This is a genomic window from Cupriavidus sp. IDO (genome assembly GCF_000812465.1).
GTDB lineage: Bacteria > Pseudomonadota > Gammaproteobacteria > Burkholderiales > Burkholderiaceae > Cupriavidus.
The window spans coordinates 33,059-56,983 of sequence record NZ_JWMA01000065.1; the positions used below are offsets into that span (position 1 = coordinate 33,059).

At 62.7% G+C, this 23,925-nt stretch carries 22 protein-coding genes and 2 pseudogenes; 18 read left to right on the plus strand and 6 right to left on the minus strand.

The features are described from left to right. Positions 1 to 17: 17 nt before the first annotated feature. From mhpD to RM96_RS20130, 7 genes are all read left to right on the plus strand, one after another. The gene (mhpD, locus tag RM96_RS20100) at positions 18 to 809 is read left to right on the plus strand and encodes a 2-keto-4-pentenoate hydratase (RefSeq protein ID WP_039013154.1); all 792 of its coding nucleotides are present in this window, start codon (positions 18 to 20) and stop codon (positions 807 to 809) included. Positions 810 to 822: 13 nt separating this feature from the next. Continuing rightward, positions 823 to 1,791: an acetaldehyde dehydrogenase (acetylating) gene (locus tag RM96_RS20105; protein WP_039013156.1), complete on the plus strand. Its 969-nt coding sequence runs from the start codon at positions 823 to 825 to the stop codon at positions 1,789 to 1,791. Further along, the gene (gene dmpG, locus RM96_RS20110; RefSeq protein ID WP_039013157.1) at positions 1,788 to 2,822 is read left to right on the plus strand and encodes a 4-hydroxy-2-oxovalerate aldolase; all 1,035 of its coding nucleotides are present in this window, start codon (positions 1,788 to 1,790) and stop codon (positions 2,820 to 2,822) included. The genes RM96_RS20105 and dmpG overlap by 4 nt, the downstream gene beginning before the upstream one ends. Before the next feature lie 16 nt (positions 2,823 to 2,838). Next, entirely contained in the window at positions 2,839 to 3,708 is an 870-nt protein-coding gene (locus RM96_RS20115) for an alpha/beta fold hydrolase (protein WP_039013158.1), read from the plus strand. Between the two features lie 159 nt (positions 3,709 to 3,867). Next, positions 3,868 to 4,611, plus strand: coding sequence for an SDR family NAD(P)-dependent oxidoreductase (locus tag RM96_RS20120; RefSeq protein WP_039013160.1), 744 nt, complete (start codon positions 3,868 to 3,870; stop codon positions 4,609 to 4,611). A gap of 56 nt (positions 4,612 to 4,667) precedes the next feature. Further along, positions 4,668 to 4,850 carry a hypothetical protein gene (locus RM96_RS20125; protein WP_039013161.1) on the plus strand — a complete coding sequence of 61 codons (183 nt, stop codon included), beginning with the start codon at positions 4,668 to 4,670 and terminating at the stop codon, positions 4,848 to 4,850. Positions 4,851 to 4,982: 132 nt separating this feature from the next. Further along, positions 4,983 to 8,396, plus strand: a complete 3,414-nt coding sequence (locus RM96_RS20130; protein ID WP_039013162.1) for an adenylate/guanylate cyclase domain-containing protein — start codon at positions 4,983 to 4,985, stop codon at positions 8,394 to 8,396. Between the two features lie 19 nt (positions 8,397 to 8,415). Here the strand turns inward: RM96_RS20130 and RM96_RS20135 are convergent, their stop codons facing one another. Together RM96_RS20135 and RM96_RS20140 are read right to left on the minus strand one after the other, a co-directional pair. Further along, positions 8,416 to 9,147, minus strand: a complete 732-nt coding sequence (locus RM96_RS20135; RefSeq protein WP_039013163.1) for a maleate cis-trans isomerase family protein — start codon at positions 9,145 to 9,147, stop codon at positions 8,416 to 8,418. A gap of 71 nt (positions 9,148 to 9,218) precedes the next feature. Further along, positions 9,219 to 9,752, minus strand: a complete 534-nt coding sequence (locus tag RM96_RS20140; protein ID WP_338011422.1) for an MFS transporter — start codon at positions 9,750 to 9,752, stop codon at positions 9,219 to 9,221. On the opposite strand from RM96_RS20140, the pseudogene RM96_RS20145 reads away from it, so the two are divergent. The 4 genes and pseudogenes from RM96_RS20145 to RM96_RS37305 form a co-directional block, all read left to right on the plus strand. Continuing rightward, positions 9,697 to 10,503, plus strand: a pseudogene (locus tag RM96_RS20145) (AMP-binding protein); the annotation flags it as partial. The gene RM96_RS20140 and the pseudogene RM96_RS20145 sit on opposite strands and share 56 nt — an antisense overlap. Before the next feature lie 507 nt (positions 10,504 to 11,010). Further along, positions 11,011 to 12,399, plus strand: coding sequence for a Mu transposase C-terminal domain-containing protein (locus RM96_RS20150; protein WP_238587333.1), 1,389 nt, complete (start codon positions 11,011 to 11,013; stop codon positions 12,397 to 12,399). Positions 12,400 to 12,583: 184 nt separating this feature from the next. After that, positions 12,584 to 13,273: a TniB family NTP-binding protein gene (locus RM96_RS20155; RefSeq protein ID WP_238587334.1), complete on the plus strand. Its 690-nt coding sequence runs from the start codon at positions 12,584 to 12,586 to the stop codon at positions 13,271 to 13,273. After that, positions 13,248 to 13,754 carry a TniQ family protein gene (locus RM96_RS37305; RefSeq protein WP_082016619.1) on the plus strand — a complete coding sequence of 169 codons (507 nt, stop codon included), beginning with the start codon at positions 13,248 to 13,250 and terminating at the stop codon, positions 13,752 to 13,754. The genes RM96_RS20155 and RM96_RS37305 overlap by 26 nt, the downstream gene beginning before the upstream one ends. Positions 13,755 to 14,231: 477 nt before the next feature. On the opposite strand, the gene RM96_RS20160 is transcribed toward RM96_RS37305, so the two are convergent. Then, a complete protein-coding gene (locus tag RM96_RS20160) occupies positions 14,232 to 15,524 on the minus strand; it encodes a D-amino acid dehydrogenase (RefSeq protein ID WP_039013166.1) in 1,293 nt (430 codons plus the stop codon). Between the two features lie 325 nt (positions 15,525 to 15,849). Here RM96_RS20160 and RM96_RS40070 point away from each other — a divergent pair, with 325 nt between their 5' ends. Both RM96_RS40070 and RM96_RS40075 read left to right on the plus strand, forming a co-directional pair. After that, on the plus strand, positions 15,850 to 16,557 hold the full coding sequence (locus tag RM96_RS40070) for a hypothetical protein (RefSeq protein ID WP_238587335.1): 708 nt from the start codon (positions 15,850 to 15,852) through the stop codon (positions 16,555 to 16,557). A gap of 32 nt (positions 16,558 to 16,589) precedes the next feature. Continuing rightward, positions 16,590 to 17,477 (plus strand): tyrosine-type recombinase/integrase, encoded by an 888-nt coding sequence (locus RM96_RS40075; RefSeq protein WP_238587336.1) that lies wholly within the window; start codon positions 16,590 to 16,592, stop codon positions 17,475 to 17,477. 157 nt (positions 17,478 to 17,634) lie between these two features. On the opposite strand, the gene acs is transcribed toward RM96_RS40075, so the two are convergent. Further along, positions 17,635 to 19,692 (minus strand): acetate--CoA ligase, encoded by a 2,058-nt coding sequence (gene acs / locus RM96_RS20170; protein ID WP_039013167.1) that lies wholly within the window; start codon positions 19,690 to 19,692, stop codon positions 17,635 to 17,637. Between the two features lie 207 nt (positions 19,693 to 19,899). Between acs and RM96_RS20175 the strand changes: the two genes are divergently transcribed. Together RM96_RS20175 and RM96_RS37310 are read left to right on the plus strand one after the other, a co-directional pair. Continuing rightward, complete coding sequence (locus RM96_RS20175; protein WP_039013168.1) at positions 19,900 to 20,328, plus strand: ACT domain-containing protein; 429 nt, start codon at positions 19,900 to 19,902, stop codon at positions 20,326 to 20,328. Positions 20,329 to 20,543: 215 nt separating this feature from the next. Beyond that, positions 20,544 to 20,918 (plus strand): hypothetical protein, encoded by a 375-nt coding sequence (locus tag RM96_RS37310; protein ID WP_238587339.1) that lies wholly within the window; start codon positions 20,544 to 20,546, stop codon positions 20,916 to 20,918. A 61-nt stretch (positions 20,919 to 20,979) separates the two neighbouring features. Here RM96_RS37310 and RM96_RS20180 read toward each other — a convergent pair whose 3' ends face one another. Together RM96_RS20180 and RM96_RS40885 are read right to left on the minus strand one after the other, a co-directional pair. Continuing rightward, complete coding sequence (locus RM96_RS20180) at positions 20,980 to 21,255, minus strand: hypothetical protein (RefSeq protein WP_039013169.1); 276 nt, start codon at positions 21,253 to 21,255, stop codon at positions 20,980 to 20,982. Between the two features lie 76 nt (positions 21,256 to 21,331). After that, positions 21,332 to 21,553: pseudogene (locus RM96_RS40885) on the minus strand (universal stress protein); the annotation flags it as partial. 263 nt (positions 21,554 to 21,816) lie between these two features. On the opposite strand from RM96_RS40885, the gene RM96_RS40080 reads away from it, so the two are divergent. The 3 genes from RM96_RS40080 to RM96_RS20195 form a co-directional block, all read left to right on the plus strand. After that, complete coding sequence (locus tag RM96_RS40080; protein ID WP_039013170.1) at positions 21,817 to 22,044, plus strand: hypothetical protein; 228 nt, start codon at positions 21,817 to 21,819, stop codon at positions 22,042 to 22,044. A 439-nt stretch (positions 22,045 to 22,483) separates the two neighbouring features. After that, positions 22,484 to 22,960, plus strand: a complete 477-nt coding sequence (locus RM96_RS20190) for a hypothetical protein (protein WP_193752489.1) — start codon at positions 22,484 to 22,486, stop codon at positions 22,958 to 22,960. Between the two features lie 28 nt (positions 22,961 to 22,988). Next, positions 22,989 to 23,925, plus strand: a 937-nt coding sequence (locus RM96_RS20195) for an ATP-binding protein (RefSeq protein WP_238587337.1), incomplete at its 3' end; no start/stop codon positions are given.

The following is a 23,925-nucleotide window of genomic DNA, read 5'->3' on the forward strand; positions in this document are numbered from 1 at the left end:
TTAGCAAGGACACTGACATGACCACCCCACAAACCGTGCTCGCGCTCGCCGAACGCCTGCGCCGGGCCGAAGATAGCCGCACTCCGGTGGCACCGCTGCGCGGGGAGATTGCCGCCGGCGATGTCGCCACGGCTTATGCCGTGCAAAGCGCCAACGTCGATGCCTGGCGCGCGCAGGGCCGCCGCGTGGTCGGCCGCAAGATCGGGCTGACCTCGCTCGCGGTCCAGCGTCAGCTCGGCGTGGACCAGCCTGACTTCGGCACGCTGTTCGCCGACATGGTGTACGGCGACGACGATCCCATCCCCGCCGCGCGCACGCTACAGCCCAAGGTCGAGGCTGAAGTGGCGCTGGTGCTCAAGCGCGACATCACGGCCCGTGATGCCACGGTGGTTGACCTGATCAATGCGGTCGACTACGTGCTGCCGGCCATCGAAGTGGTGGGCAGCCGTATCGAGAACTGGAACATCTCCTTTGTCGACACGGTCGCTGACAACGCTTCCGGCGGCCTCGTGGTGCTGGGCGCGGTGCCGGTGCCGCTGTCCGGCCTGGACCTGAAGGGCGTGCAGATGGAGATGTTCCGGGGCGAGCAGCGCGTCTCGGCCGGCAAGGGTGCCGATTGCCTGGGGCATCCCCTGAATGCCGCGGTGTGGCTGGCCCGCACGCTGGCATCGCTGGACGATCCCCTGCGCGCCGGCGATCTCGTCCTGACCGGTGCGCTCGGGCCGATGGTGGCCGTTGAACCCGGCCAGTGCTACGAAGCGCGTATCAGTGGTATTGGCAGCGTCCGTGCGACGTTCGCCGCAGAATGAAAGAGAGAATGACATGGCTTCCAAGAAACTCAAGGCAGCGATCATCGGCTCGGGCAATATCGGCACCGACCTGATGATCAAGATCCTGCGCAACAGCAGGCATCTGGAGATGGCCGCAATGGTTGGCATCGACCCGGCCTCCGACGGACTCGCCCGTGCCGCCCGCCTGGGCGTGGCCACCACGCATGAAGGCGCCGAAGGGTTGATCCGTCTGCCGGTCTTCGATGACATCGACTTCGTGTTCGATGCTACCTCCGCCGGCGCGCACGTGAAGAACGACGCGCTGCTGCGCGAGCGCAAGCCCGGCCTGCGCATGATCGACCTGACGCCCGCCGCGATCGGCCCGTATTGCGTGCCGGTAGTCAACCTCGACGCGCATCTGGAGGCGTCCAACGTCAACATGGTCACCTGCGGTGGCCAGGCCACCATCCCCATCGTGGCCGCGGTGTCGCGCGTGGCGAAGGTCCACTACGCGGAGATCGTCGCGTCGATCAGCAGCAAGTCCGCCGGTCCGGGCACGCGCGCCAACATCGATGAGTTCACCGAGACCACCTCGAAGGCGATCGAAACCGTTGGCGGCGCCGCCCGGGGCAAGGCCATCATCGTGCTGAATCCCGCCGAGCCGCCGCTGATGATGCGCGACACGGTGTACACGCTGTCGGAACTCGCCGACCGCGACAAGATCGAGGCGTCTATCGAAGAGATGGTGCGGGCGGTTCATGCCTATGTGCCCGGATACCGCCTCAAGCAGACGGTGCAGTTCGACGAGATCCCGGCCAGCGCGCCGCTGAACATTGCTGGCCTGGGCAGTTTCAGCGGCCTGAAGACTTCGGCCTTTATCGAGGTGGAAGGCGCTGCCCATTACCTGCCTGCCTACGCAGGCAACCTCGACATTATGACTTCCGCCGCCCTGGCGACCGCCGAACGGATGGCGCAATCGCTGCTGAGCGCCAAAGAGACCACCGCAGGAGCCCGCGCATGAGCACCCCGAGCAAGAAACTCTATATCTCCGACGTGACGCTGCGCGACGGCAGCCATGCGGTCCGCCACCAGTACTCGATCCAGAACGTCCAGGACATCGCGCGCGCGCTGGACCGCGCCAGGGTCGACAGCATCGAAGTCGCGCATGGAGACGGCCTGCAGGGCTCGAGCTTCAATTACGGCTTCGGTGCGCACAGCGACCTCGAATGGATCACCGCCGTCGCCGAGGTGGTGGAGCACGCGAAGATCGCGACGCTCCTTCTGCCCGGCATCGGCACCACGCACGACCTGAAGGCCGCTTACGATGCCGGCGCGCGCGTGGTCCGCGTCGCCACGCACTGCACCGAGGCCGACATTTCGAAGCAGCACATCGAGTACGCGCGCGAACTCGGCATGGACACGGTCGGCTTCCTGATGATGAGCCACATGACCACGCCGGAGAATCTCGCCGTCGAGGCGAAGAAAATGGAAAGCTACGGCGCGACCTGCATCTACGTGGTCGACTCCGGCGGCGCGCTGACGATGAACGATGTGCGCGCGCGTTTCCGTGCGCTTAAGGACGTGCTGAACGCCGACACGCAGACTGGCATGCATGCGCACCACAACCTGTCGCTCGGCGTCGCCAACTCGATCGTAGCCGTCGAGGAGGGCTGCGATCGCATCGACGCATCGCTGGCCGGCATGGGGGCAGGGGCGGGCAATGCGCCGCTGGAGGTCTTCATCGCCGCGGCAGAACGCCTCGGCTGGAACCATGGCACCGACCTGTACGCGCTGATGGACGCGGCCGACGACATCGTGCGCCCGCTCCAGGACCGCCCGGTGCGCGTGGACCGCGAAACACTCGCGCTTGGCTATGCCGGCGTCTATTCGAGCTTCCTGCGTCACTCTGAAGTGGCGGCAAAGAAGTATGGCCTGAAGACGGTCGACATCCTTGTCGAGCTGGGCCGGCGCCGCATGGTTGGTGGCCAGGAGGACATGATCGTCGATGTTGCGCTGGACCTCAGCAAGCGCGCGTCCGAAGCGCGGCAGTGACAGGAAGGAACATCATATGAATGCGACAGCACAGGCTATCACGGAAGCCTCGACGAGCCGGTTCGTCTCCGTGCAGGACGGAGAGACCACTTTCCGGATTCACTACAACGATGCCGGGTCGGGGGCCGAGACCGTCGTCATGCTGCATGGCTCGGGGCCAGGCGCAAGCGGCTGGGCTAACTTCAGCCGTAATGTCGAGCCACTGGTGGCTGCAGGCTACCGCGTGCTGCTGGTGGATTGCCCGGGGTGGAGCAAGAGCGATCCCGTGGTCAGCACCGGTTCGCGCTCGGAGCTCAACGGCAGGGTGCTCAAGGCCGTGCTGGATGCCCTGGCGATCGAGCGGGTGCATATCATCGGCAATTCAATGGGCGGCCATAGCGCCGTTGCCTTTGCGCTGGCCAATCCGCAGCGCATCGGCAAGCTCGTCCTGATGGGCGGAGGCACGGGCGGTCCGAGCCAGTTCGTGCCGATGCCGACTGAGGGCATCAAGTTGCTGAACGGCCTCTATCGTGAGCCGACGATCGAAAACCTGACGCGGATGATGAGCGTCTTCGTCCATGACGCGAGCGCACTCACCGAAAAACTGATGCAGGCCCGCCTGGACAATATGCTGGCGCGGCGTGATCACCTCGAGAACTTCGTCAAGAGCCTGGCAGAGAATCCCAGGCAGTTCACCGACTACGGTGCGCGTCTGGGCGAGATTGCCGCGCCAACGCTTGTCGTCTGGGGCCGGGACGATCGCTTCGTGCCGATGGATGTGGGCCTGCGCCTGCTCGCCGGTATTCCGGATGCGCGGATGCATATCTTCAACCGGTGCGGGCATTGGGCGCAATGGGAACATGCCGAGGCATTCAACCGGATGGTGGTTGATTTCCTCGCCCATTGAAGCCTCCTGCGGCGTGGGGAGGGCGCAAGTTTGTGGTCGCCCCGAAGACTCGGACCTGGCCGTCGACCGTTACCCGTGATGAAACCGCCGGCCTGGTCCTTGTCGTATGTGTGAATCAATGCAGACTGGCAGCAGTTGGTTTGTCAATAGGAGGCGAACATGCTGATGAAGGGAAAGATCGGCCTGGTGACCGGCGGCGGCTCAGGCATGGGGCGGGCGGCTGCACTGGCGCTAGCGCGTGAAGGCGCGCATGTCGTGCTGGCAGGCCGCTCCGACGAAAAGCTCGCCGCCGTGCGCGACGAGATCCTCAGGAGCGCGGGACAGGCTGAAATCAGGATTGCCGACGCATCGCGTCGCGAAGACAATGAACAGCTCGTAGCGTTTATCGAATCCCGCTTCGGGCGATTGGACTTCGCCTTCAACAACGCCGGGGGCCATGCCGATTTCAAGCCCATCGACCAGACTTCGGTAGATGAATCGGAGTGGGTGATCGACCTGAACTTCAAGGGTGTCTATTACGGTGTCAAGTACCAGGTCGAAGCGATGCTACGCCACGGCGGCGGCGCCATCGTCAACAACGCTTCGATTTTCGGGCTACGCGGAATGAACGGAATCGCCCATTACGTGGCGAGCAAGCATGCGGTTGTAGGCCTCACAAGGGCTGTCGCAAAGGAGTATGCCGGGCACGGTATCCGCATCAACGCGGTATGCCCAGGTGCTACGCAGACGCCAAACTACATGCGCTCGACCAATGGCGATGTGCATCTGCTTGACGACATGATTCCGATGCAGCGGATCGGTCAGCCGGAGGAAGTTGCCGAAGCCGTTTTGTGGCTGCTCTCGGACAAGGCAGCCTATGTCACGGGTGCAACATTGTCGGTAGATGGCGGCATGACCAGCTGAGCTTGTCGCGTGCCGGATGCTACGAGACTTATCCTTGATCTCTGGTCGACTAGGCAATGGAACCGGCGCGCGCTCGAAGTGGCCAAGAGCGGTGTGGCGGCAAAATCGGCGCCCTGGGCCTGATGGTTGTCGCCTTCCCCTTCTTCTGGTTGCTCGAAACCCGTACGCCCGAATGGTTCGACAATGACGAGGGTAACCAGTGGCTGCGCGAACAGATCATCGAGACCTTGAGAGAGTAGGCAGGGCGGAGGCGCCCCAAGTGCGCCGCGCAACGCTCAGCCCGATCCAGGCGATCATGCAGCGACGAGTCGGTCTTGCGATGAAAGGCAATGGGGCGTTTAATTTACCCGAGGAAGTCCGGGGAGGCTCCCATGGCGCGCTGCACAATTTGCGGGTTTGAGAATGCCATTGGCGCCAATTTTTGTGAGCAATGCGGCAACCGGCTGGCGCGCCTGTGCGCGAGCTGTGGCCACGAACTGAGCCCGGCGGCGCGCTTCTGCAACGCTTGCGGCGAGCCCGTCAGCGAAATACCGCAAGCCTCGTCCGCCGCCCCCGTTCATTACACTCCACCGCACCTGGCCGAGCGCATCCGGGCCGAGCAGGCGGCGTTGGAAGCCCGCGGAGAGACCGCCGGCGAACGCAAGACCATCACCGTGCTGTTTGCCGACATGGCGGGCTCGACCGCCCTGATCCACGACCGGGACCCGGAAGAGGCAGACCGCCTGATTACCCCCGTCATCGAGCTGATGATGGAGGCCGTGCATTACTACGAGGGCTACGTGGCCAAGTCGTTGGGCGACGGCATCCTCGCGCTGTTCGGCGCGCCCATCGCCCATGAGGACCATACCCAGCGCGCGCTGTACGCGGCGCTGCGCATGCAGGAGGCAATGCACCGGCACAGTGACAAGCTGCGGCTGGAGCAGGGCATCTCGCTGCAGATCCGGGTGGGCGTCCACACGGGCGAGGTAGTCGTGCGCTCGATCCGCAAGGACGACCTGCACACCGACTATGACCCGGTGGGGCACACGATCCACATTGCTGCGCGGATGGAGACGATGGCCGCGCCCGCGTCCATTCTCGTGAGCGAATCCGCCCACAAGCTCGCGCAGGGGTACTTCGAGTTCAAGGCGCTGGGAGACGCCCAGGTCAAAGGCATCCCCGAGCCGCTCGCGGTCTATGAAGTGCTTGGTCTCGGGGCATTGCGCACGCGCTTGCAAGTGGCAGCGCACCGTGGCCTGGCCCGCTTCGTGGGCCGTGAAGCCGAACTGGAGGCGCTGCACCTGGCGCTGGACCAGTCCACCGCCGGACACGGGCAGATCGTCGCGGTGGTGGGGGAGGCCGGGGTCGGCAAGTCGCGGCTGTTCCACGAGTTCAAGGCGCGCTCGCAGAGCGGCGGCCTGGTGCTGGAAACCTTCTCGGTGTCGCACGGCAAAGCCTTTGCGTATTTGCCGCTCATCGAACTCATGAGAAATTATTTCCAGTTCACTGCCCAGGACGACAAGCGGCGCTGCCACGAGAAGGTCGCGGGCAAGATCGTCACGCTGGAGCGCAGCCTCGAAGACATCATGCCTTACCTGCTGTATCTGCTGGGCATCGGCGAGCTCGGCTCGGCACTGGCGGACATGGGTGCCAGCCTCCGGCGCGAGCGCACGTTCGAGGCCATCACGCGCCTTCTGGTGCGAGAGAGCCTTAATCAGCCCGTCGAGTTGCTGTTCGAGGACCTTCAGTGGCTGGACAGCGAGACCGAAGCCTTCCTCGCTTACTTCATCGAGCGAATGGCGCAAGCCCGGATTCTGCTGCTCGTGAACTACCGCCCCGAGTATCAGTGCGCGTGGGGGCACAAGGACAATGGCACGGCATTGCGGCTCGACCCCCTCGGCCCAGCCGAGGCGCAAGGCTTGCTCGGCGACTTGCTGGGAAATGACCCCAGCCTCGCGCCGCTCAGGCATCTTATCCTCGAAAAAACCGAGGGCAATCCCTTTTTCATGGAGGAGGTCGTCCAGACCCTGGCCGAGGAAAAGGCGCTGCTCGGTGAACCCGGCCATTACCGTATCGAAAAGACCCCTGCCGCGCTGCATATTCCAACCACGGTACAGGGCGTGCTCGCGGCGCGCATGGACCGGCTGCCACTCGCGCAGAAGGAGCTGCTGCAAACCCTGGCCGTGATCGGCAAGGAATTTCCCTTGAGCCTGATCCGGCAGGTCACCGGGCAGTCGGAGGAGTGCCTCTATCCACTGCTGGCCGGCCTGCAGGCCGGAGAGTTTATCTACGGGCGGCCGGCATTCCCGGAAGTCGAGTATGCGTTCAAGCACGCCCTTACCCAGGAAGTCGCAGGCCATTCCTTGCTCTCGGAACAGCGCGGCGCGTTGCATGAGCGCACAGGCCGGGCCATCGAGGTCCTCTTCCGGCATCAGTTGAAAGACCACTGCAGCGAACTGGCACATCACTACAGTCTCGGCGGCAACATCCCCAAGGCGGTGGAGTACCTGCATTGCGCCGGGCGCCAGGCCATTGAGCGTTCGGCACATCTTGATGCCATCCGTCACCTGAGTACGGCGCTGGAGCTGCTCAAGCGCCTGCCCGACGCGCCCGAACGCGCGCGCCAGGAGCTTGCCTTGCGCGTTACCCTGGGTCCCGCCTTGATTGCTGCGAGAGGTTATGCCTCGTCGGAGGTGGAGGCCAACTATGCCCGAGCCCTGACCTTGTGCGAACACGGTGGTGAAACCCCGCAGCTGTTCCAGGTGAAGTTGGGATTGCGCACTTTCTTTTCACTTCGGGCGCAGCATCACACGGCGTATGAATTAGGGGAGGCGCTGCTCGGGTTGGCTGAGAACATGCAAGACCCGGTGCTGCTCGAACACGCTCATATCGCGCTGGGAGGATCCTCGCTCTTTCTCGGCAAGCTCCACCAGGCCCGGGCGCACCTGGAGCGCGGGCTTGCGTACTATGACCCTGAACGACGTCAGGCCCATGACGCACTCTATGAGATGGACCATGGGGTCCGTGGCCTCTGCCTTCTGGGATGGGTCTTATGGCTGCAGGGCTTTCCGGCTGAGGCCAGCAAGGCTGCCCAAGAGGCGCTGGCGCTGGCCCGCAGGCTTTCTCATCCTTTCAGCCTCGCACTCGGCCTGGCCTTTGCCGCCGAATTGCATCAGCTGCGGCATGAGGCACAACTGGCCCGGGAGTGCGCCGACGCCACCATCACGCTCTCGACCGAGCAAGGATTTCCGTTCTGGTTCGCATGGGGAACCATCTTGCGGGGTTGGGCGCTGGCCGAGCAGGGGAGCAGTGAGGAGGGCATTGCCCAGATTCGCCAGGGTCTGGCCGCCTACCAGGCCACGGGCGCCGAGCTGGGGCGGCCTTATTTCCTGGCCCTGCTGGCCCAAACCTACCAGAACGCCGGCCAGGCGCAGGCGGGACTGGACGTGCTGGCTGACGCGCTGGCCACGGTCGGCAACACGGGGGAACGTTCCTTTGAAGCGGAGTTGCATCGGCTCCAGGCGGAACTGCTTCTCCATCGCCCGGACGGGGCCGCTGACCGCAAAGCGGCCGCAGCGTGCTTTCACCGGTCCATCACCATCGCGCGCCAGCAAGGCGCGAAGTCGCCAGAGCTGCGCGCGGCGCTGGGTCTGGCTCGGCTGTGGCAAGACCAGGACAAGGCGGAAGCAGCGCGGCAGATGCTGGCCGGCCTGCATGAGTCCTTCACGGAAGGGTTCGACACCGCTGAGTGGCAGCAGGCCAGGGCACTGCTGGATGCTGCGCGACCATCCGGCCAGCGCGACTGAGAAGCGCTGGCTCACCTCGTCAAGGGAGGTATGTGCCCTTGTCGAAATTGCCCGCCAGCAGGCTGCCGAATCCTGTGGGGCGGTCCGCCAGGCCCAGCGTGCGCAAGCAGTGCCAATGCAGGGCCTGGTTGCTGGTGATGACGGGTTTGCCGGCACGCTCGATCTCTTCGATGACGTCGCTCACCTGTATGCCGGCGCAGCTGATCAATACTGCATCGGCGTTGTCGGTATCGAGTTGCCGCGCCAGGTCCGCCCAGTGCGAGGCAGGAAACGAACCCTGCTGAATCGGCGTGGAACAAGGGTCCGCGATTTCGCAGACAACTTCGACACCGTGTCGGGCGAGGAACGCGATTTCCATCTCGACCACCTCGCGCGGATAGGGTGTCATCAGTGCGACACGGCCCGCGCCAACCGCATGCAAGGCGGCGAGAATGGCGTCGGTGGTGGTGACCGAGCGGATGCCCGTTGCGTCAACGATGCGCTGGTTGATGACTTGCGCCCCCACTGCCATGCTTGCTGCCGTGCAATTCATGGCGATCAGGCTGACCCCGGCGGTGGCAAGCAGCGTGGCGTGGGACTCCACATCGGCGACAACGGCCTTGTCGCTTTCCAGCGAGGTGCGCACGAACGGCATGCGCGTAGTCACGAACTGCACGCCGGGTGGCGCCATCCTTTGCACTTCGAAGTCGCACAGGCCGCCGGACGGATAAAGGTGGCCAATGCGTGCCAGATAGCCAAAGCCAAGACTCATGCTGCTTTCCTGTTGATAGAGGCGGCCGGCACCGTCGCGTGCGCAAGCGATGACGGCCAGCTTCCGGGGCGTTACTTCGTTCCTCGGGCGTGCTTCACATGCTCGGGTGTCGGCGCGATGTACACCGCCAGCGCCGCCAATACCGCGGCTGCCGAAAACATGACGAAGTTCCACACCGGATTCACGTTCAGCCCTGCCATGTAGCCGCCCAGCACCGGACCTGTCATGGCACCGAAGCGGCCGACGCCAACCGCCCAGCCGGTCGCGGAAGCGCGGGCATGCGGTGCATAGTAGTTCGCGATATAGCCCAGCAGCACCAGCGCCACGGCAATGCTGCCGAAGCCGGCGAGCGCGACCAGTACATAGTTGACCAGCAACACATTCTTTTGCGAGAGCGCGAAGATCGACACAGCTCCGACCAGGAAGCTGACAGCGATGGTCTTGCGCGGTCCGAAGTAATCGGCGATCCGTCCGATCATCACGCCGCCGATTGCCGCGGCCACGTTGAAGACCGCGAAGAAGGACAGGCTGGAGCCAAGGTCATAGCCGGGGCAAACGGAGCGGCAGGTGCAGCTGATCACGGACTTCAGGCCCGAGGTCATCATGGTCACGCCGAGCTATATGCTGGCGATCGCCGACGAGTTCGAGCGCCAGGGCATCGACCCGGCCGGCACATCGCTGCGCGTGGGCATCTTCGGCGCCGAGCCATGGACCCCGGAAATGCGCATGGCGATCGAGCAGCGCATTGGCATCTCGGCGGTGGACATCTTTGGCCTGTCCGAGGTGATGGGGCCGGGTGTGGCCAATGAATGCGCCGAGACCAAGGACGGCCCAACCGTCTGGGAAGACCACTTCTACCCGGAGATCATCGATCCCGACACCGGCGAAGTCCTGACCGAGGGCGAGTTCGGCGAGCTGGTATTCACCTCGCTGACCAAGGAGGCCATGCCCGTGGTGCGCTACCGTACCCGCGACCTGACCCGGCTGCTAGCCGGCACCGCGCGGCCCGCGTTCCGCCGCATGGAAAAGGTCACCGGCCGGACAGACGACATGATGATCGTGCGTGGTGTCAACGTGTTCCCGTCGCAGATCGAGGAGCTGATCCTGAAGCGCGCCGAACTGGCGCCGCACTACCAGTGCGTGCTGACGCGAGAGGGCCCGCTGGACGCGCTGACCGTGCGCGTGGAGCGGGCCCATGGCAGCGATCCCTCCGGTGCACAGGCCGCGCGCGAGGCGCTGGCGCAAGACATCAAGGCCTATATCGGCGTCACCGCCACGATCGAAGTCCTGGCCGCCGGCGGCATCGAACGCTCGGTCGGGAAAGCGCGGCGCATCGTCGACCAGCGCCACAGCTGACGGCTGCGGGGGCTGCTGCCGGCGCCGTCAGCTGCGCGGTATCAGCACCTGTTGCCGACCATTAATTCGGCAAACGGTGACCACTAAATCCGCCAATGTTCATCGATCTAACTGATTGATCCATAAGCGATTTTTGCTGCGTTGTGACGTGTACCACTGTTGTTCGTAGGCAACGCGCTTTGGGGCGCCGCGTCCACTAACTCCGCCAGCGCGAGTCGAGCATTCAGTAAATCGCCTAATGTGTGTAAGACCACGGTCTTGAACACGGCCATGAGGATTGCAACGAAGCGCGAACTGGCGATTGCGAGGGTCTTACGTCCGCTTGGGAGGGCTCCCCTCACGCGTAAGCAAGCTGAGAACGCTGGCAAATTGCTTGGAATCCATTGGGCGACGGTCTATCACTTGCGCCGACGCTTCCTCGCAGATCCTGTAGCGAGCGCGTTGATACCTTATGACAGAGGTCCCAAAGTGGGAAAGCCGCGTCTAGCAGCGACTGTCGAGGAAATCGTGAGTGAGGTCCTGACCGAATGGCTGCCGCGGCAGCGTCATCTCGCTCATCCGCTTTTCGAGCTTGACGTCGAAATCCGGAAGCGCTGCGCAGGATCAGGTGTTCGTCCGCCAAGCAGATCTACCATTTCGCGACGCTGGGCGGCCCATCGGAAAGAAGAAGCCCTTCGGCTCGCGACGCTGCCGGGTTCTGAGATTCCACCAGGTCATCTGGTGGCGCGTTGTCCGATGGATATTGTGCAGATTGATCACACGCTAGCCGATTTGATGCTGGTGGATGATGCGAGCCGACGCCCCATTGGCCGGCCATGGCTAAGCATAGCCCTCGACGTTTCGACAAGATGCGTCGTCGGCGTATATGTCGGGATGGACCGCCCCAATGCGGCAACGGTCGCGTTGCTATTGACCCGCGTTGTCTTGCCAAAGGATGGCTGGCTCGCCAGCCTCGATGTTAGCGTCGATTGGCCGATGCACGGCATTCCACAGCTACTTCACCTCGATAATGCGGCCGAATTCAAAAGCAGGGCATTGCGAGCGGGGTGTCGGGAGTATGGTGTTGAGTTGATGTACCGACCCGCGGGAAGACCGTACTTCGGGGGACATATCGAACGTTTGATGAGGACCATCATGGAACGTGTCCATAGTCTGCCAGGATCGACGGGATCGTCACCCAAGGGGCGCAAGGCCCGACCGCCGGAGAAGGAAGCCTCCTTGACGATCCGGGAATTTGAGCGGTGGCTAGTTCTCGAGATTGCTGAACGCTATCACCACAACGCTCACCGCGGGCTGCAGGGCGCCACTCCGTTTTCGGAGTGGGCAACGGCGGGTAGGAAGACGCCTCCACGCCTACTTCCCAATGCGGCGCCTGAACCCTTGCCCTTCCTAATCCAGTTCCTGCCGATGGCCTATCGGACCGTGCAGTCGTATGGGCTGAAGCTGTTCTACCTTCGATACTGGCACCCAATATTCGCAGCCTGGCGGGCGACAAAGCAGAAAGTTATTGCAAGGTACCACCCTGAGGATCTCTCCAGAATCTTTGTCAGTGTCGACGGAAAGCACTACGTTGAAGCGACATTTTCGGACTTGCGCCGTGGCCGGTTGTCATTGTGGGAGCAACGCAGCGCGTTACGGCGCTTACGATGCCAAGGTAAAGAATATGTCACAGAAGCGAAGGTATTTGAGGCGATTGACGAACAGCGTCGGATTGTCTCCCGCGCAAAATTGCAAACAATGGGGGCAAGCCGTCAAGGCGAAGCGTTGAAGGAACTGGCACCCAGGTTCGTGGCGAGGTGCACAAACTTGGTGCTCGCAAACGCATTGGTCAAGGGGTCCGAGCCGGCGGTGGACTACAACAAGCCGCCCTCAGTGTTCAATGTCGAGCCGCTGTAATTGCGATGCGCGCGCTGCTAACACATCTGCTACCGGCCGCGAGAGAACTGGCTCAGTGCGACGATGGGGTCAGAATTAGAGGCTTGGCACGTAGCCATTGGATAGACTACCCGCGTGCTGCGCAGGCGCTGGAGATTCTAGAGCGTCTCCTGCAACGCCTCAGCGGGAGCGTATGCCGTGTCTGTTGCTGCACGGAGATTCCAACATTGGTAAGACGCAGATTGTCTCGAAATTCCAGCGTCGTCATCCGCCCGAGTATGACGAAGAGAAGGGCGTCAAGATGCGAAGAATCGTTGCCATGCAGATGCCACCGACACCCGAGCAGCCGCGGTTCTATTCTTCATTGCTCTTCGAACTGGGCGCGCCCTTCAACGCGGCGGCAAGGCTATCTGCACTTGAGAACCTGAGTCGCGCACTGCTTCGAAAAGTTTCGGCGCGCATGCTGATCGTTGACGAGGTTCATCACTTGTTGGCAGGCAACTATCGGGAGCAGCGTGCATCCCTGAATCTGCTGAAGTTCCTCGCCAATGACTTGAAAATCGCAGTTGTCCTCGTTGGCACTCAAGACGCCGTCCTAGCGCTCCAAACGGATCCCCAGATGGTTAGTCGATTCGCCCGTCTCGAGGTGCCGAGATGGCAGGAGACGGAGGCATTTCGTTCTCTTCTTGCAGCCTTCGAGATGATTTTACCGCTTCGACGTCCGTCGAATCTCGCACGGCGAGAGATGGTACATGCCATTCTGACTGCAAGTGGAGGGCTAACCGGGGAAGTGTCGCGCGTCCTGACTGTTTCGGCAGAACTCGCGATCCGGGATGGGCAGGAGGCCATCGACCTTGGTCACATAGAGAATGCAGCGCGAACCCTGCTCTCCTGAGGGCGTCAGGCCTTGGCCTGTTGCTCCGCGGCCATTCGATGACGAAGCGTTTGGCGGTTGGCTCGGTCGGCTGGCCGCAAGGTATCAGATCAGTGTTGACCAGTTGTGGCAGATTGGCGACCTTGGTGCGTTTCCAGCGTTGACCAATACAGGCTGGCTTCTATTCCCCCCGATGGACGAGCAGGCACTGTGCCGCCTTGCGCGGCTGACTCATATTGGTATCCCAAGGCTGGAGGCACTTCAAACACCGATGGCATGGGTTTCAGACCGAGATCAGCTCCCATACTGCTTCGACTGCCTAGTTCTGAATCCCGTCGACGTTTTCTCGCCTCGCTGGAAGCGGGATTGGCTGGACCCGCACACGGCTGTCTGCCAAGTCCCTGGACATAGACTGAATACGCTCCCGCCATGCACGCTATGCATCTGCCGCAACCTCACTGCGGTGATCCGTGCGATTAGCAAGCGTCAGCGCAAGGGGTAGGTAAAAGCGGTCAGATCTCGATATTGGCGGAAATTGTGACCGCCATTGGCGGAATTAACGCTCTGCAACAGCAATGGCCAGACCGAGGGTCACGTCAACCGGCTCAAGTTCCTCAAGCGCCAGACGTATGGCTGTGCGAACATCGAGCTTCTGCGGCTGCGGGTATTGAAGCCAAACTGAACGACCGGCCTGCCTTGTCCTGCTGGACACGCTAGTCCGATCGCCATCGCAGGCGGGTGAGCTCGTGCGGCCGGCACGAGGCTGGCGGGCTCGCCCACGTTCGTCAACAAGAAGGTGGGCGGTGGAGACGACGGCCGTTCCACGCTACAACATCCTCCACGCCAGTGCGCCCTCGTCACACAAAGTGCGGAAGACCCACTTTTAGTTTGGTCTAGGGTTCCGGCGCGCCATGGCGCGGCAAACATGGACTTGAACCGGCGGTACCGGGCAGCGGATGCTGATGACTTGATGCGTCGATTAATTGAACTCGAAGTTGGTCGGTGCGACCGGTTCATCGGTGTACCTAAAGACGTTTAGGTCGTCGTAGCGAATAGCCGGTTTTCTACCAGAGACAAGATCCGCGAGAAGCTGGGCCGAACCGCAGGACATCGTCCAGCCAAGCGTACCGTGGCCGGTGTTCAGATAAAGATTGGGCAAGGCAGTGCTTCCGACAATGGGTGTGCCGTCCGGTGTCATCGGGCGAAGGCCGGTCCAGAATAAAGCCTTGGTGGTGTCTCCGCCGCCCGGGAACAGATCATTGACACACATTTCCAGGGTTTCCCTTCGCGCCTCCCTCAGCCGTTTGTCGAATCCCACAATCTCGGCCATGCCGCCGACACGAATGCGTTTGTCGAAACGCGTGATTGCAATCTTGTAGGTCTCGTCAAGCACGGTTGAAACCGGAGCGCGACTCTCGTCAATGATGGGGGCTGTAATCGAGTAACCCTTGAGCGGATATACCGGGATTCGAACGATTCCAGAAAGAAAATGGGTCGAGTACGAGCCAAAAGCCACAACAAACGCATCAGCATGGACGAGCCTGGTGCCGTGCTGTACCCCGACAACCTTGCCACCTTCGACTACCAGGGCGTCAACTGGAGTGTCGTAGCGGAAGGTTACGCCGGCCTCTGCTGCGAGGGCGGCGAGGCGCGTGGTGAACAACTGGCAATCACCGGTTTCGTCGCCGGGCAAGCGCAGTCCGCCCGTCAGCTTGTATGCCGTGATAGCAAGCGCTGGTTCAGCGCGCGCGAGTTCGGACTGTGTCAGAAGCTCATATGGAACGTTGGCCTCCTTTAGCACCGCAATGTCTTTGGCTGCCCCGTCTAGCTGCTGCTGTGTGCGAAATACCTGGAGCGTGCCACCTGTGCGGCCTTCATATTGAATACCGGTATCCGAGCGTAGCGCCTTCAGGCAGTCGCGACTGTACTCGGCAAGCCGAACCATGCGATTCTTGTTGATGGCATATCGCTCGGCCGTGCAGTTCTGCAGCATCTGCCACATCCATTGAAGCTGGAACTGCTTGTCCGCATCATCAGGCCGGATGGCGAGCGGCGCGTGCTTCTGGAACATCCACTTGACCGCTTTCAGTGGCACACCGGGCGCTGCCCATGGCGCTGCGTAACCGGGTGAAATCTGCCCGGCATTGGCAAAGCTGGTCTCGAGCGCCGGACCTTGCTCGCGGTCAATGACCGTCACTTCGTGGCCTGCACGCGCGAGATAGTACGCGCTCGTTACGCCAACGACACCGCTGCCCAGTACTACGACTCGCATACCGATCCCCAATAACGATGATCAAGATGAAATAGTTGTTAAATGTTCCCAGCGTATCAAACGTGGCTTCAAGAGCCATCATATCGATACATTGGCAGTGTTAATAACTAAATTTGTTGTTCTATTTGGATGTATTTAATGCTGAATGTGGTGGCGCTTCGCGAAACCGTGCTGCCGGTCGTGCACCGACTGTGATGCCGCTGACCTAGAGCGAAGTGATTGTGTCACCGGCTCGCCCTCCATATCGTCGGGGGAGCGTTAAAAACCTTGGGGTATCGGGGATGGGTGTCTACATTGAGCCACTTATCGGCTGCCGAGCTCCGAGATGAAAGTCATCATTCGAGAGGAGACCATCACCTACTGGGGCGAATGCAACACCCAGGTGAGGAGATGCCCGCTGAATTGGCCGGGTTCCTCGACCGGTAAGGACGGATGGCTGAAGCCGAATCCCAAGGTTTTTAACGCTCCCGGGCCGAGGTGGCACTTTTGCTTGCGAATTGGTGGCACTTTTGCTGCGGTATACGGCCGGTGGGCTGTCTTGCCGCGCGACCACCACCAGATGGTCTTCCATGAGCTTGCGGAACTCCAGCGCCGCTATGGGTCGCTCGCCGACGCCAAGGCCGCTCAGCCGGCGGTGCTCAAGCTGCTGCTGGCGCACGATGGGGCGATCGAGTACTGGGAGCGCGGGCGCCTGCGCACGGTGCCGGCGGACCAGGCGCCCAGCCCGGTGCTGACCCGGCTGCTGCACACGCACCGGCGCCGTTTCCGGTCCGTCGCCTCCTCACCGAAGATACCCGCTGTGCGGGAGGCTGCGGATGCGACGGAGCCGGCCGCACCGGCTTCGTGGCTGGACACCCGCGGCTCCGCCGAACTGGCTTGGCTCGCGCGCGCCGGACGCTTTGCCCAGCCCCAGGCCGCCAACAACAGGCTGGGCGCCGCCGACGACGCGCAGGCGTTGGCGCTGTTCCTGCGCGACCGCGCCGGGCGCTCGCCGCACACGCTGCGCGCCTTGGCGCCGAACTGTGCGGCCTGATGCGCTGGTGCAACGCGCGCCAGCTCGGGCCCTTGTCCGATCTGACACGCCAACAGTTGCTCGCCTACCGGCACGTCTTACAGCATGGTAGCCACGGCGCGGATTCAGGCTCCCTGCCACTGTCGGAGGCCACCCGCACGCGCGCGCTGGCGGTGGTGGCAAGCCTCTACCGCTACTCGTACGACACCGGCTACCTGCACGCCAATCCGGCTGCCGGCCTGTCCTCCGGCAGCCGCGCGCGGGCCGGCTTCGCGCCGACACGGCTGATTCCGCCGGCGCTGCTGGCCGCGTGCGATGCGTGGCTCGATGCGCCCGAGGCCGATACGCCCAACCCGCTGGGCGCGCGGCGACGGTGCGCGATCTGGGCACTGTACCGCTACGCCGGGGTGCGCCTGGCGGAACTGGCTTGGTCGGCCGAGAGCGGGCTACCCCGGCTGGACGCGGAAGCGCCCGGGCGCTGGGCGCTCTATGTCTGCGGCAAGGGGCGCAAGACGCGGGCCATCCCGCCGCCCACCCCGTGCGTGGCCGTGCTCCGTGCCTATCGACTAGCCCGCGGCCTACCGGCCAAGTCGCCGACGCACGAGGTGCTGCCAGTGATCCACGGGAACAAGGGCGAGGCCCTCCAGCGGGCGGGCCTGTATCGGGAGGTCAAGGCGATCTTTGCCGCCGTGGCCGATGGCCTGCAGGCGCGCGAGCCGGCGCAGGCGTTGCTGCTGCGCGCCGCCTCCCCGCACTGGCTGCGCCACGCCTACGCCCGCACGCTGGTGGTCGACCACCAAGTACCGCTGCCCGCCGCACAGGCGCTGCTCGGCCATGCCTCGGTGCAGACCACAGCGGCATACGTGAAAACCGATCTGGGCCAATTGCGCTACTTCGTCGAGCGGACCTTCACCGATCCTACGCCACCGCCCGATCAATAATTCGAAACTTGCGTTGCTGCGGCCTTTGTCCAGCCATTTGGGAACGGCCTTGCCTCAGCAAGCGAGCCACGCATACGATAAGAAAAATTGGGGCCTCGGTTTGCGCCGCGAGCCCGTAGCCTGACAATGCCGTCTGACATTGACCGCCGCAGCCGTCCTATGTCGCCAGCGCCCTGATCCTCTCGACGACCTCCGGATTGGCAAGCGTGGACACGTCGCCAGGCTCCTGCTGGTTGGAGATCGCCGCCAGCACGCGGCGCATGATCTTGCCCGAGCGTGTCTTGGGCATGTCGGGAACAATCACGACCCGATGCGGACGCGCAATCGCGCCGATCTGGCATACCACGGCGGCCGAGACCTTGTTCGCGATCTTCGTGGATGGCGACAGTCCAGGCTTGAGCGACACATAGAGATCAGGCACCTTGCCCTTGACCTCGTCGGCCACCGGCACCACCGCCGCCTCGGCGACCTCGGACACCAGCAGTGCCGCCGATTCGATCTCCTTGGTGCCGAGGCGATGGCCGGAAACGTTGATCACGTCGTCGATGCGGCCAAGGATGCGAAAGTAGCCGTCCGCCGCTTGCATTGCGCCATCGCCCGCCATATAAGGCCAGTCGCGCCAGTCCTTGCTGTCGGGATTCTTGCAATAGCGCGCATAGTACTGGCGCACGTAGCGGTCCGGATCCTTCCAGACGGTCTGGAATATGCCCGGCCAGGGATTGCGGATGCAGATATTGCCCGCCTTGCCCGAGCCGGCCGGGACCTCCTTGCCTTCCTCGTCAAAGATCACCGGATGAATGCCCGGAATCCCCGGGCCCGTGCTGCCTGGCTTCATCGGGTGGATGCCCGGCAGCGTGCTGCAGAGGAAGCCGCCATTCTCGGTTTGCCACCAGGTGTCCACGATGACCGCTTCGCCCTTGCCGACTTCACGGTGGTACCACTTCCAGACTTCGGGCTCGATCGGCTCGCCCACCGTGGTCATGTGCTTGAAATGATAGTTGTACTTCGCCGGCTCGTCTGGACCGTTGCGCCGCAGCGCGCGGATTGCGGTGGGCGAGGTGTGGAAGATGTTGACGCCAAGGCTTTCCGCAATCCGCCAGGGCCGGCCGGCGTCGGGCCAGGTCGGCACGCCCTCGTAGACGACAGACGAGGCGGCGAGCGCGAGCGGGCCATAGACGATGTAGGAATGCCCAGTGATCCAGCCAATATCGGCCATGCACCAGTAGACATCCTCGGGGTGGATATCCTGGATGTACTTCGAGGTCCACGCCACGTAGGACAGATAGCCACCGGTGGAATGCTGGCAGCCCTTGGGCCGGCCCGTGGTGCCGCTCGTGTACATCAGGAACAGCGGTGCCTCCGCCGCCATCGGCTCGGGCTCGACACGCCTGCCGCGGAACCCGGCGAGCACGTCATTGAGAATGATATCGCGGCCCTCCACTAGTATGGCAGCACTGGAATACTTGCCCGGGTAGCGCTGCCAGATCAGGACCTTCTCGACCTGCTGACCGGCGCTGGCGGCCTCTGCCACGGCGATGTCGGCCTTTTCCTTGTGATCGAGCAATTCACCGCCGCGATGATACGCGTCCATGGTGATCAGCAGCCGGCTCTCGGAGTCCGCGATGCGCTCGGCGCAGGCCTTGCCGCTGAAGCCGCTGAATACCTGCGAATGAATCACGCCGATGCGCGCGCATGCGAGCATGGTGATGGGTAGTTCGGCCACCATGGGCATATGCAGCGTGACGCGATCGCCGGCCTTCAGGCCGCAGAACTCGCGCAGCAGGGCGGCCAGCTCATTGACGCGAACAAAGAGTTCCTGGTAGGTGAGGTGATGCACCGCCTCATGCTCCGGCTCGGGCACGAAATGAATCGCGGTCTTGTTCCTGTACGCGGCGAGGTGGCGATCCACGCAGTTGTGGCAGGCGTTGATTCTGCCGCCGACGAACCAGCGCCAGAAAGGCGGGGTGCTGGTATCCACGGTCGTTTCCCAGTATTTGTACCAGTCCAGCAGGTCTGCGAACTCCTTGAAGCACTCGGGGAAACGATCGAGGGAGAAGCGTTCGAAAACGCCTGGGTCGGTCAGATTGGCCTGCGCAATGAACTGGCCGGCCGGCAGGACATAGTCCTCCTCGGGCCAATGGACCGCGATTTCGGCCTCGGACACATCGGCCGATTCCTGCTGTGCAGCATGGCGTGGCGATTTGCCTTCAGACATGACGATTCCCCTTCACTTTCCATGGCATCCATCCAGGTAGTGTCGGTACCACTATCCTGCGATAGCTGCCTGAAATGACTAGTCCATATTAAGTTCGGGCACGGCGAGTTGCTAGGAAATCGGCCTGCCGCCGTCCACCGAGCCCAGAGCTTGCCTGCCAGCCGCCATGCGCTAGATTCGTAGTGGGGGGCCTTTGGAGAATGAGCAATGACCAACGATCTTCTCGTGGAACGCGTGGACGTGTGGGCGGCAACCATCCCCGACCGGCCCGGCGGCCTTGCGGAGGTACTGGAGACCTTGCGCGATGCCGGCGCGGACCTGCAATTCGCGATTGCGCGCCGCACGCCGGAGGACCCCGGCAAGGGTGTCGTGTTCGTGACACCGCTGCAGAATGACAGGGAAATCCGTGCAGCTGCCCAGGTCGGCTTCAATGTCACGCACAGCCTGCATTCGGTGCGTATCATGGGCGGGGACCGGCCCGGCATTGTGGCGGAGCTGACCCGCAAGCTTGCGAAAGGCGAAATCAATCTACGCGGATTCTCTGCCTCCGTCATTGGGGCGCAGTTTGTCGCGTACGTGTCGGTGGACTCGCTCGACGATGCGAACAAGGCAATGACGATCCTGAGCAAGGGCTGAAGCTTGCCGCGGAGCAGCCGCGGGAGCGAGCCAGGTCCACAAACATCTGCAAATCGCGCTACTGTGTTGTTCGCCGAGAGTGGCCCGGCGCTCCGATCGGCCCCTTGCTGGAGTCGGCGCGGATCGCCGGGCGCCGTCCCCGGCATGGCATTTGCGCTTGCGTTGGCGCCACTGGATCTGTTTGCGGCGCCCGTGCACGAGATGGCGTGCACGGCGTGCAAGCGCTACCGCGCACTGCTCGATGCGGTTGGCCTGCGGGCGGTCGATGTCGATGGCGGACTGCGCCAGTCGGCGCCGTACAACCTGTTGGTCATGTCCGCAGGGCTACTAGATCCAGGAAATGCGTTGAAGGCATTTCGGTCAATGCCCTGGGGTTCGCCGGCTCGTTGTTTGTCCGGCATGAGGCGCAGATGCGGGCCATTGAGAGCCTTGCCCCGATGAATCTCCTCCGGCGAGTTGCGGCAGCCGCAGGGCAGTGCGGGACGGCCTGCCGCAGCCCGTGCCCGGCAGCATCCGTTATCCGTGTGAGCATGTGCGCTTGCGCTGTTCTGGCCGTTTGCCCATGGTTGGTACGGCGGCACCGCTGGTGACGTGAGATTCAGGCATGCCGCGCCAACCGGAGCTTCTACCTGTCTTCGCCTCACGGCGCCGTTATGCCGACACTCGGCCGAACAGGCCGCATTCAAGATCGCTCTCGAATTCCACGATCCAGGGCGAAGACTCGCTATCTTCATAGACACTCTGAGAGCCGGTCGCCATGCGTCTCACAGTGACTTGACGTGCCGCGGTGCCGCTCGGGCTGGCGGCGAAATCATTCACCTCGTCCGTAATTTCGAAATCCTGAGGTGCAAGCCCGACTTGCGTGCACACGGTCGCAACCGCCTTTTGTTCGTCCGCCGGGAATTCGCGATATAGATGCCTAGCCATGCCACTCTCTCCATCAAGTCCGGTGATCGCCTCACGCACGCGTGGTTCGCGGCTAGATTCAAGAAAGAGAAATCAATCAGGGAAATCGTAGCGGCAAGCATGTGGCACACTGCACGCGCGACGACCACCGTTTAATAATTGTAAACAGTAGCGGAAGAAGATTGGAATGTCGGACCAGTCCTTTGGCGACGCTGCAAAGCAGCAATTGAAGCGTACCGCGACGGCCGTGTGTGCCAATTCCCAGTAACTCGCCGCCTTCCTCTTGAGCAGCTTGCTCAACAACCGTTGATATGTCGCCCGTGGCAACCGTTCGTCAAGCGCGCTGGGGCTCGCATGGGATCTGCCGCGCCTGCACTTGAGCGCGTGCGGCTCGAAGCAGTGCATGGCCGGCCCTTTTCAGTGCTGCACGGATTTCGGGGCCGGATCTGGAGCGGGTACTGGGGGCCACGCACGAAGCCAGCGCGGTCTACACGAACTACATCGGTGCGATTGTCCCGGGAAGTGCGCCCGCTGTTTGAAGAATAGCTGCAGGCGCATTTCCCGGATCGTGCCGAGCGCGTAATGAACCAAGTACGCGAGATGCGCGGCGGCAAGGACTACGATGCCAGCTTCGCGACGCGCATGCGGGGTGGAGGGATTTGGGCGGACCTGATGCGCCAGCGCTTCTACAAGGCCGCCAACCGGCTCGGCTTTCGCTCCAACCGGTTTGAACTGGTGGATACTTCCCGATTCGGGGCGTCGCCGAGAGGGTCGCGGGCCACAGACGATACGCAAGGCTCCTTGTTTTGAGCAGGCGCCGCTGTCAACTGGTCGCCGATCATTCTGCTCGCCAGATCCAGTGCGGCTTTCGCGTTCGCAGGGGGAAGTCCCGAGGACAGCGCCAGCCTGACTGCGATGGCCGCCAGGCGTCCTTCTTCATAGGTAGGCATGCCGATCTGTGCTCCTTCGCGTCGTCGGGGTCATGGCCTGGCCGCGCACGCGGCCGCCGAGGGTTGGCGGCCCACTCACAGTATGGGCGATTTGCGCGTGGGCGGAACCCCTGATTGCAGCTGACTTGTGTGAGCGCAAGTGACACCGGGCTAAGAATTTGCCGAAAAGGCCGGTGTGGCGTCGGCGGTGGATTGCCGAAGCGCGCCGCAAAGTGGCCCGCCGTTGTCGTGTCCGCGCTTATCTTGAGCAAGGCGTACGTCCGCATATTAACCTGTACGGTGTGCGCTACACGAGCCGTGTGCTGGCAAGCAGCACGCGGCTGGTCGGCAAGCAGATACTCGTCTACCTGAATGCTGACGATCTGCGATGCGTGCGAGCTTTTCTCACGGATGGCACGGAACTCGGCGTCCTGGACGCGCAAGGCGCCTGGGGGGTGGTTCCGCACAACCTGAAGCTGCGCCAGGAGGTCAGAAAGCTGCGGGATCGGCGTCGAAGCCAACCGGGCGACTCGAATCCGATAGAAGCTTATGTGCAGACCAAGCTCGCGCAGGCAAAGACGAGTCGGAAAGCAGCGACGGAATACGCGCGGACCGTGCGGCTGCTTGTTAGTGCACCGACAACGCGTACGCCGGCCGAGGCGGCTCCATCCACGCGAAGCGCCTTCTCGTCTACGGTATCTGCACCGGCCGCGGCGGCGGCTGACGGTGTCCCGATCGCGCCTCACGCGCCGGCGCAGCCGCGCCAACTCACGATCGGGACCGGCCAAGTTTTCTAACCCTGTCGTTCACATTGCGAGGTATGCCATGGCACCTCAGATGCCGCGTCCGGTCGATCCGTCACTTCACCCGCTGGTTACCGGCAACTATCGTATCGCCACGCCTGCGATCGAAGCCTTCTATGAACTGGTTGCTCGATGTCTACGCTACCGGGTCATCGGAGCACTGATCTATGGGCCTTCCCGCATCGGCAAGACACGGGCCATCGAGTACGTGCGATTACTGCTGGCGCGCAACCATCCGAAGATGACGAGCTACCACGCACAATGTGAACACAAGCCGCGGCATGCCGAAGGCCCGTTCTTTTCGAACTTGCTCGAGGCTGTTGGCGACCCGGACCCGAACGCAGGTTCCAATCCGTCCAAGCGCATGCGCCTAGCCCTGCGGATTCGCGAGGCGGCGGCTCGAGCGGGAAGCGGCACGGTGCTGCTCTTCTGTGACGAAGCTCAGCGCTACAACGACAACGAGTACGAGTGGCTGCGCGATGTCCACGACGCCCTCGATCGGCAGCAGATCAAGCTGTTTACCTTCCTCGTCGGTCAGCAGGAGCTGCTCGCGCAGAAGACCGCCTTGCAGGTAGCGGGGAAGACCCAGATCGTCGCGCGCCTGATGGTGGAGGAGTTGTCCTTTTACGGCATCCGCAATGCGGAGGACGTGGCGACGTGTCTGAATGGATACGATCAGACGGCATATCCTGAAGGTAGCCAATGGAGTTTTACGCGATTCTATGTTCCCCAGGATTTTGACGCCGGTTACCGGCTGGTCAGCGATACCAGCGTCCTCTGGCCGGCGTTCGAGACCGCGCACCACAAGGCGAATCTGCCGGGCCAGCTCGAAATCCCGATGATAAGAACAGTTGATTCTGTTAGGGTCTGTTTACATTTGAATAAATGTGTTTACATCTTGTCTTTTGCGCGAGCGAGGCAAGATGGTCCGGACGCTGTTGAGCGACGAGGTATGGCAG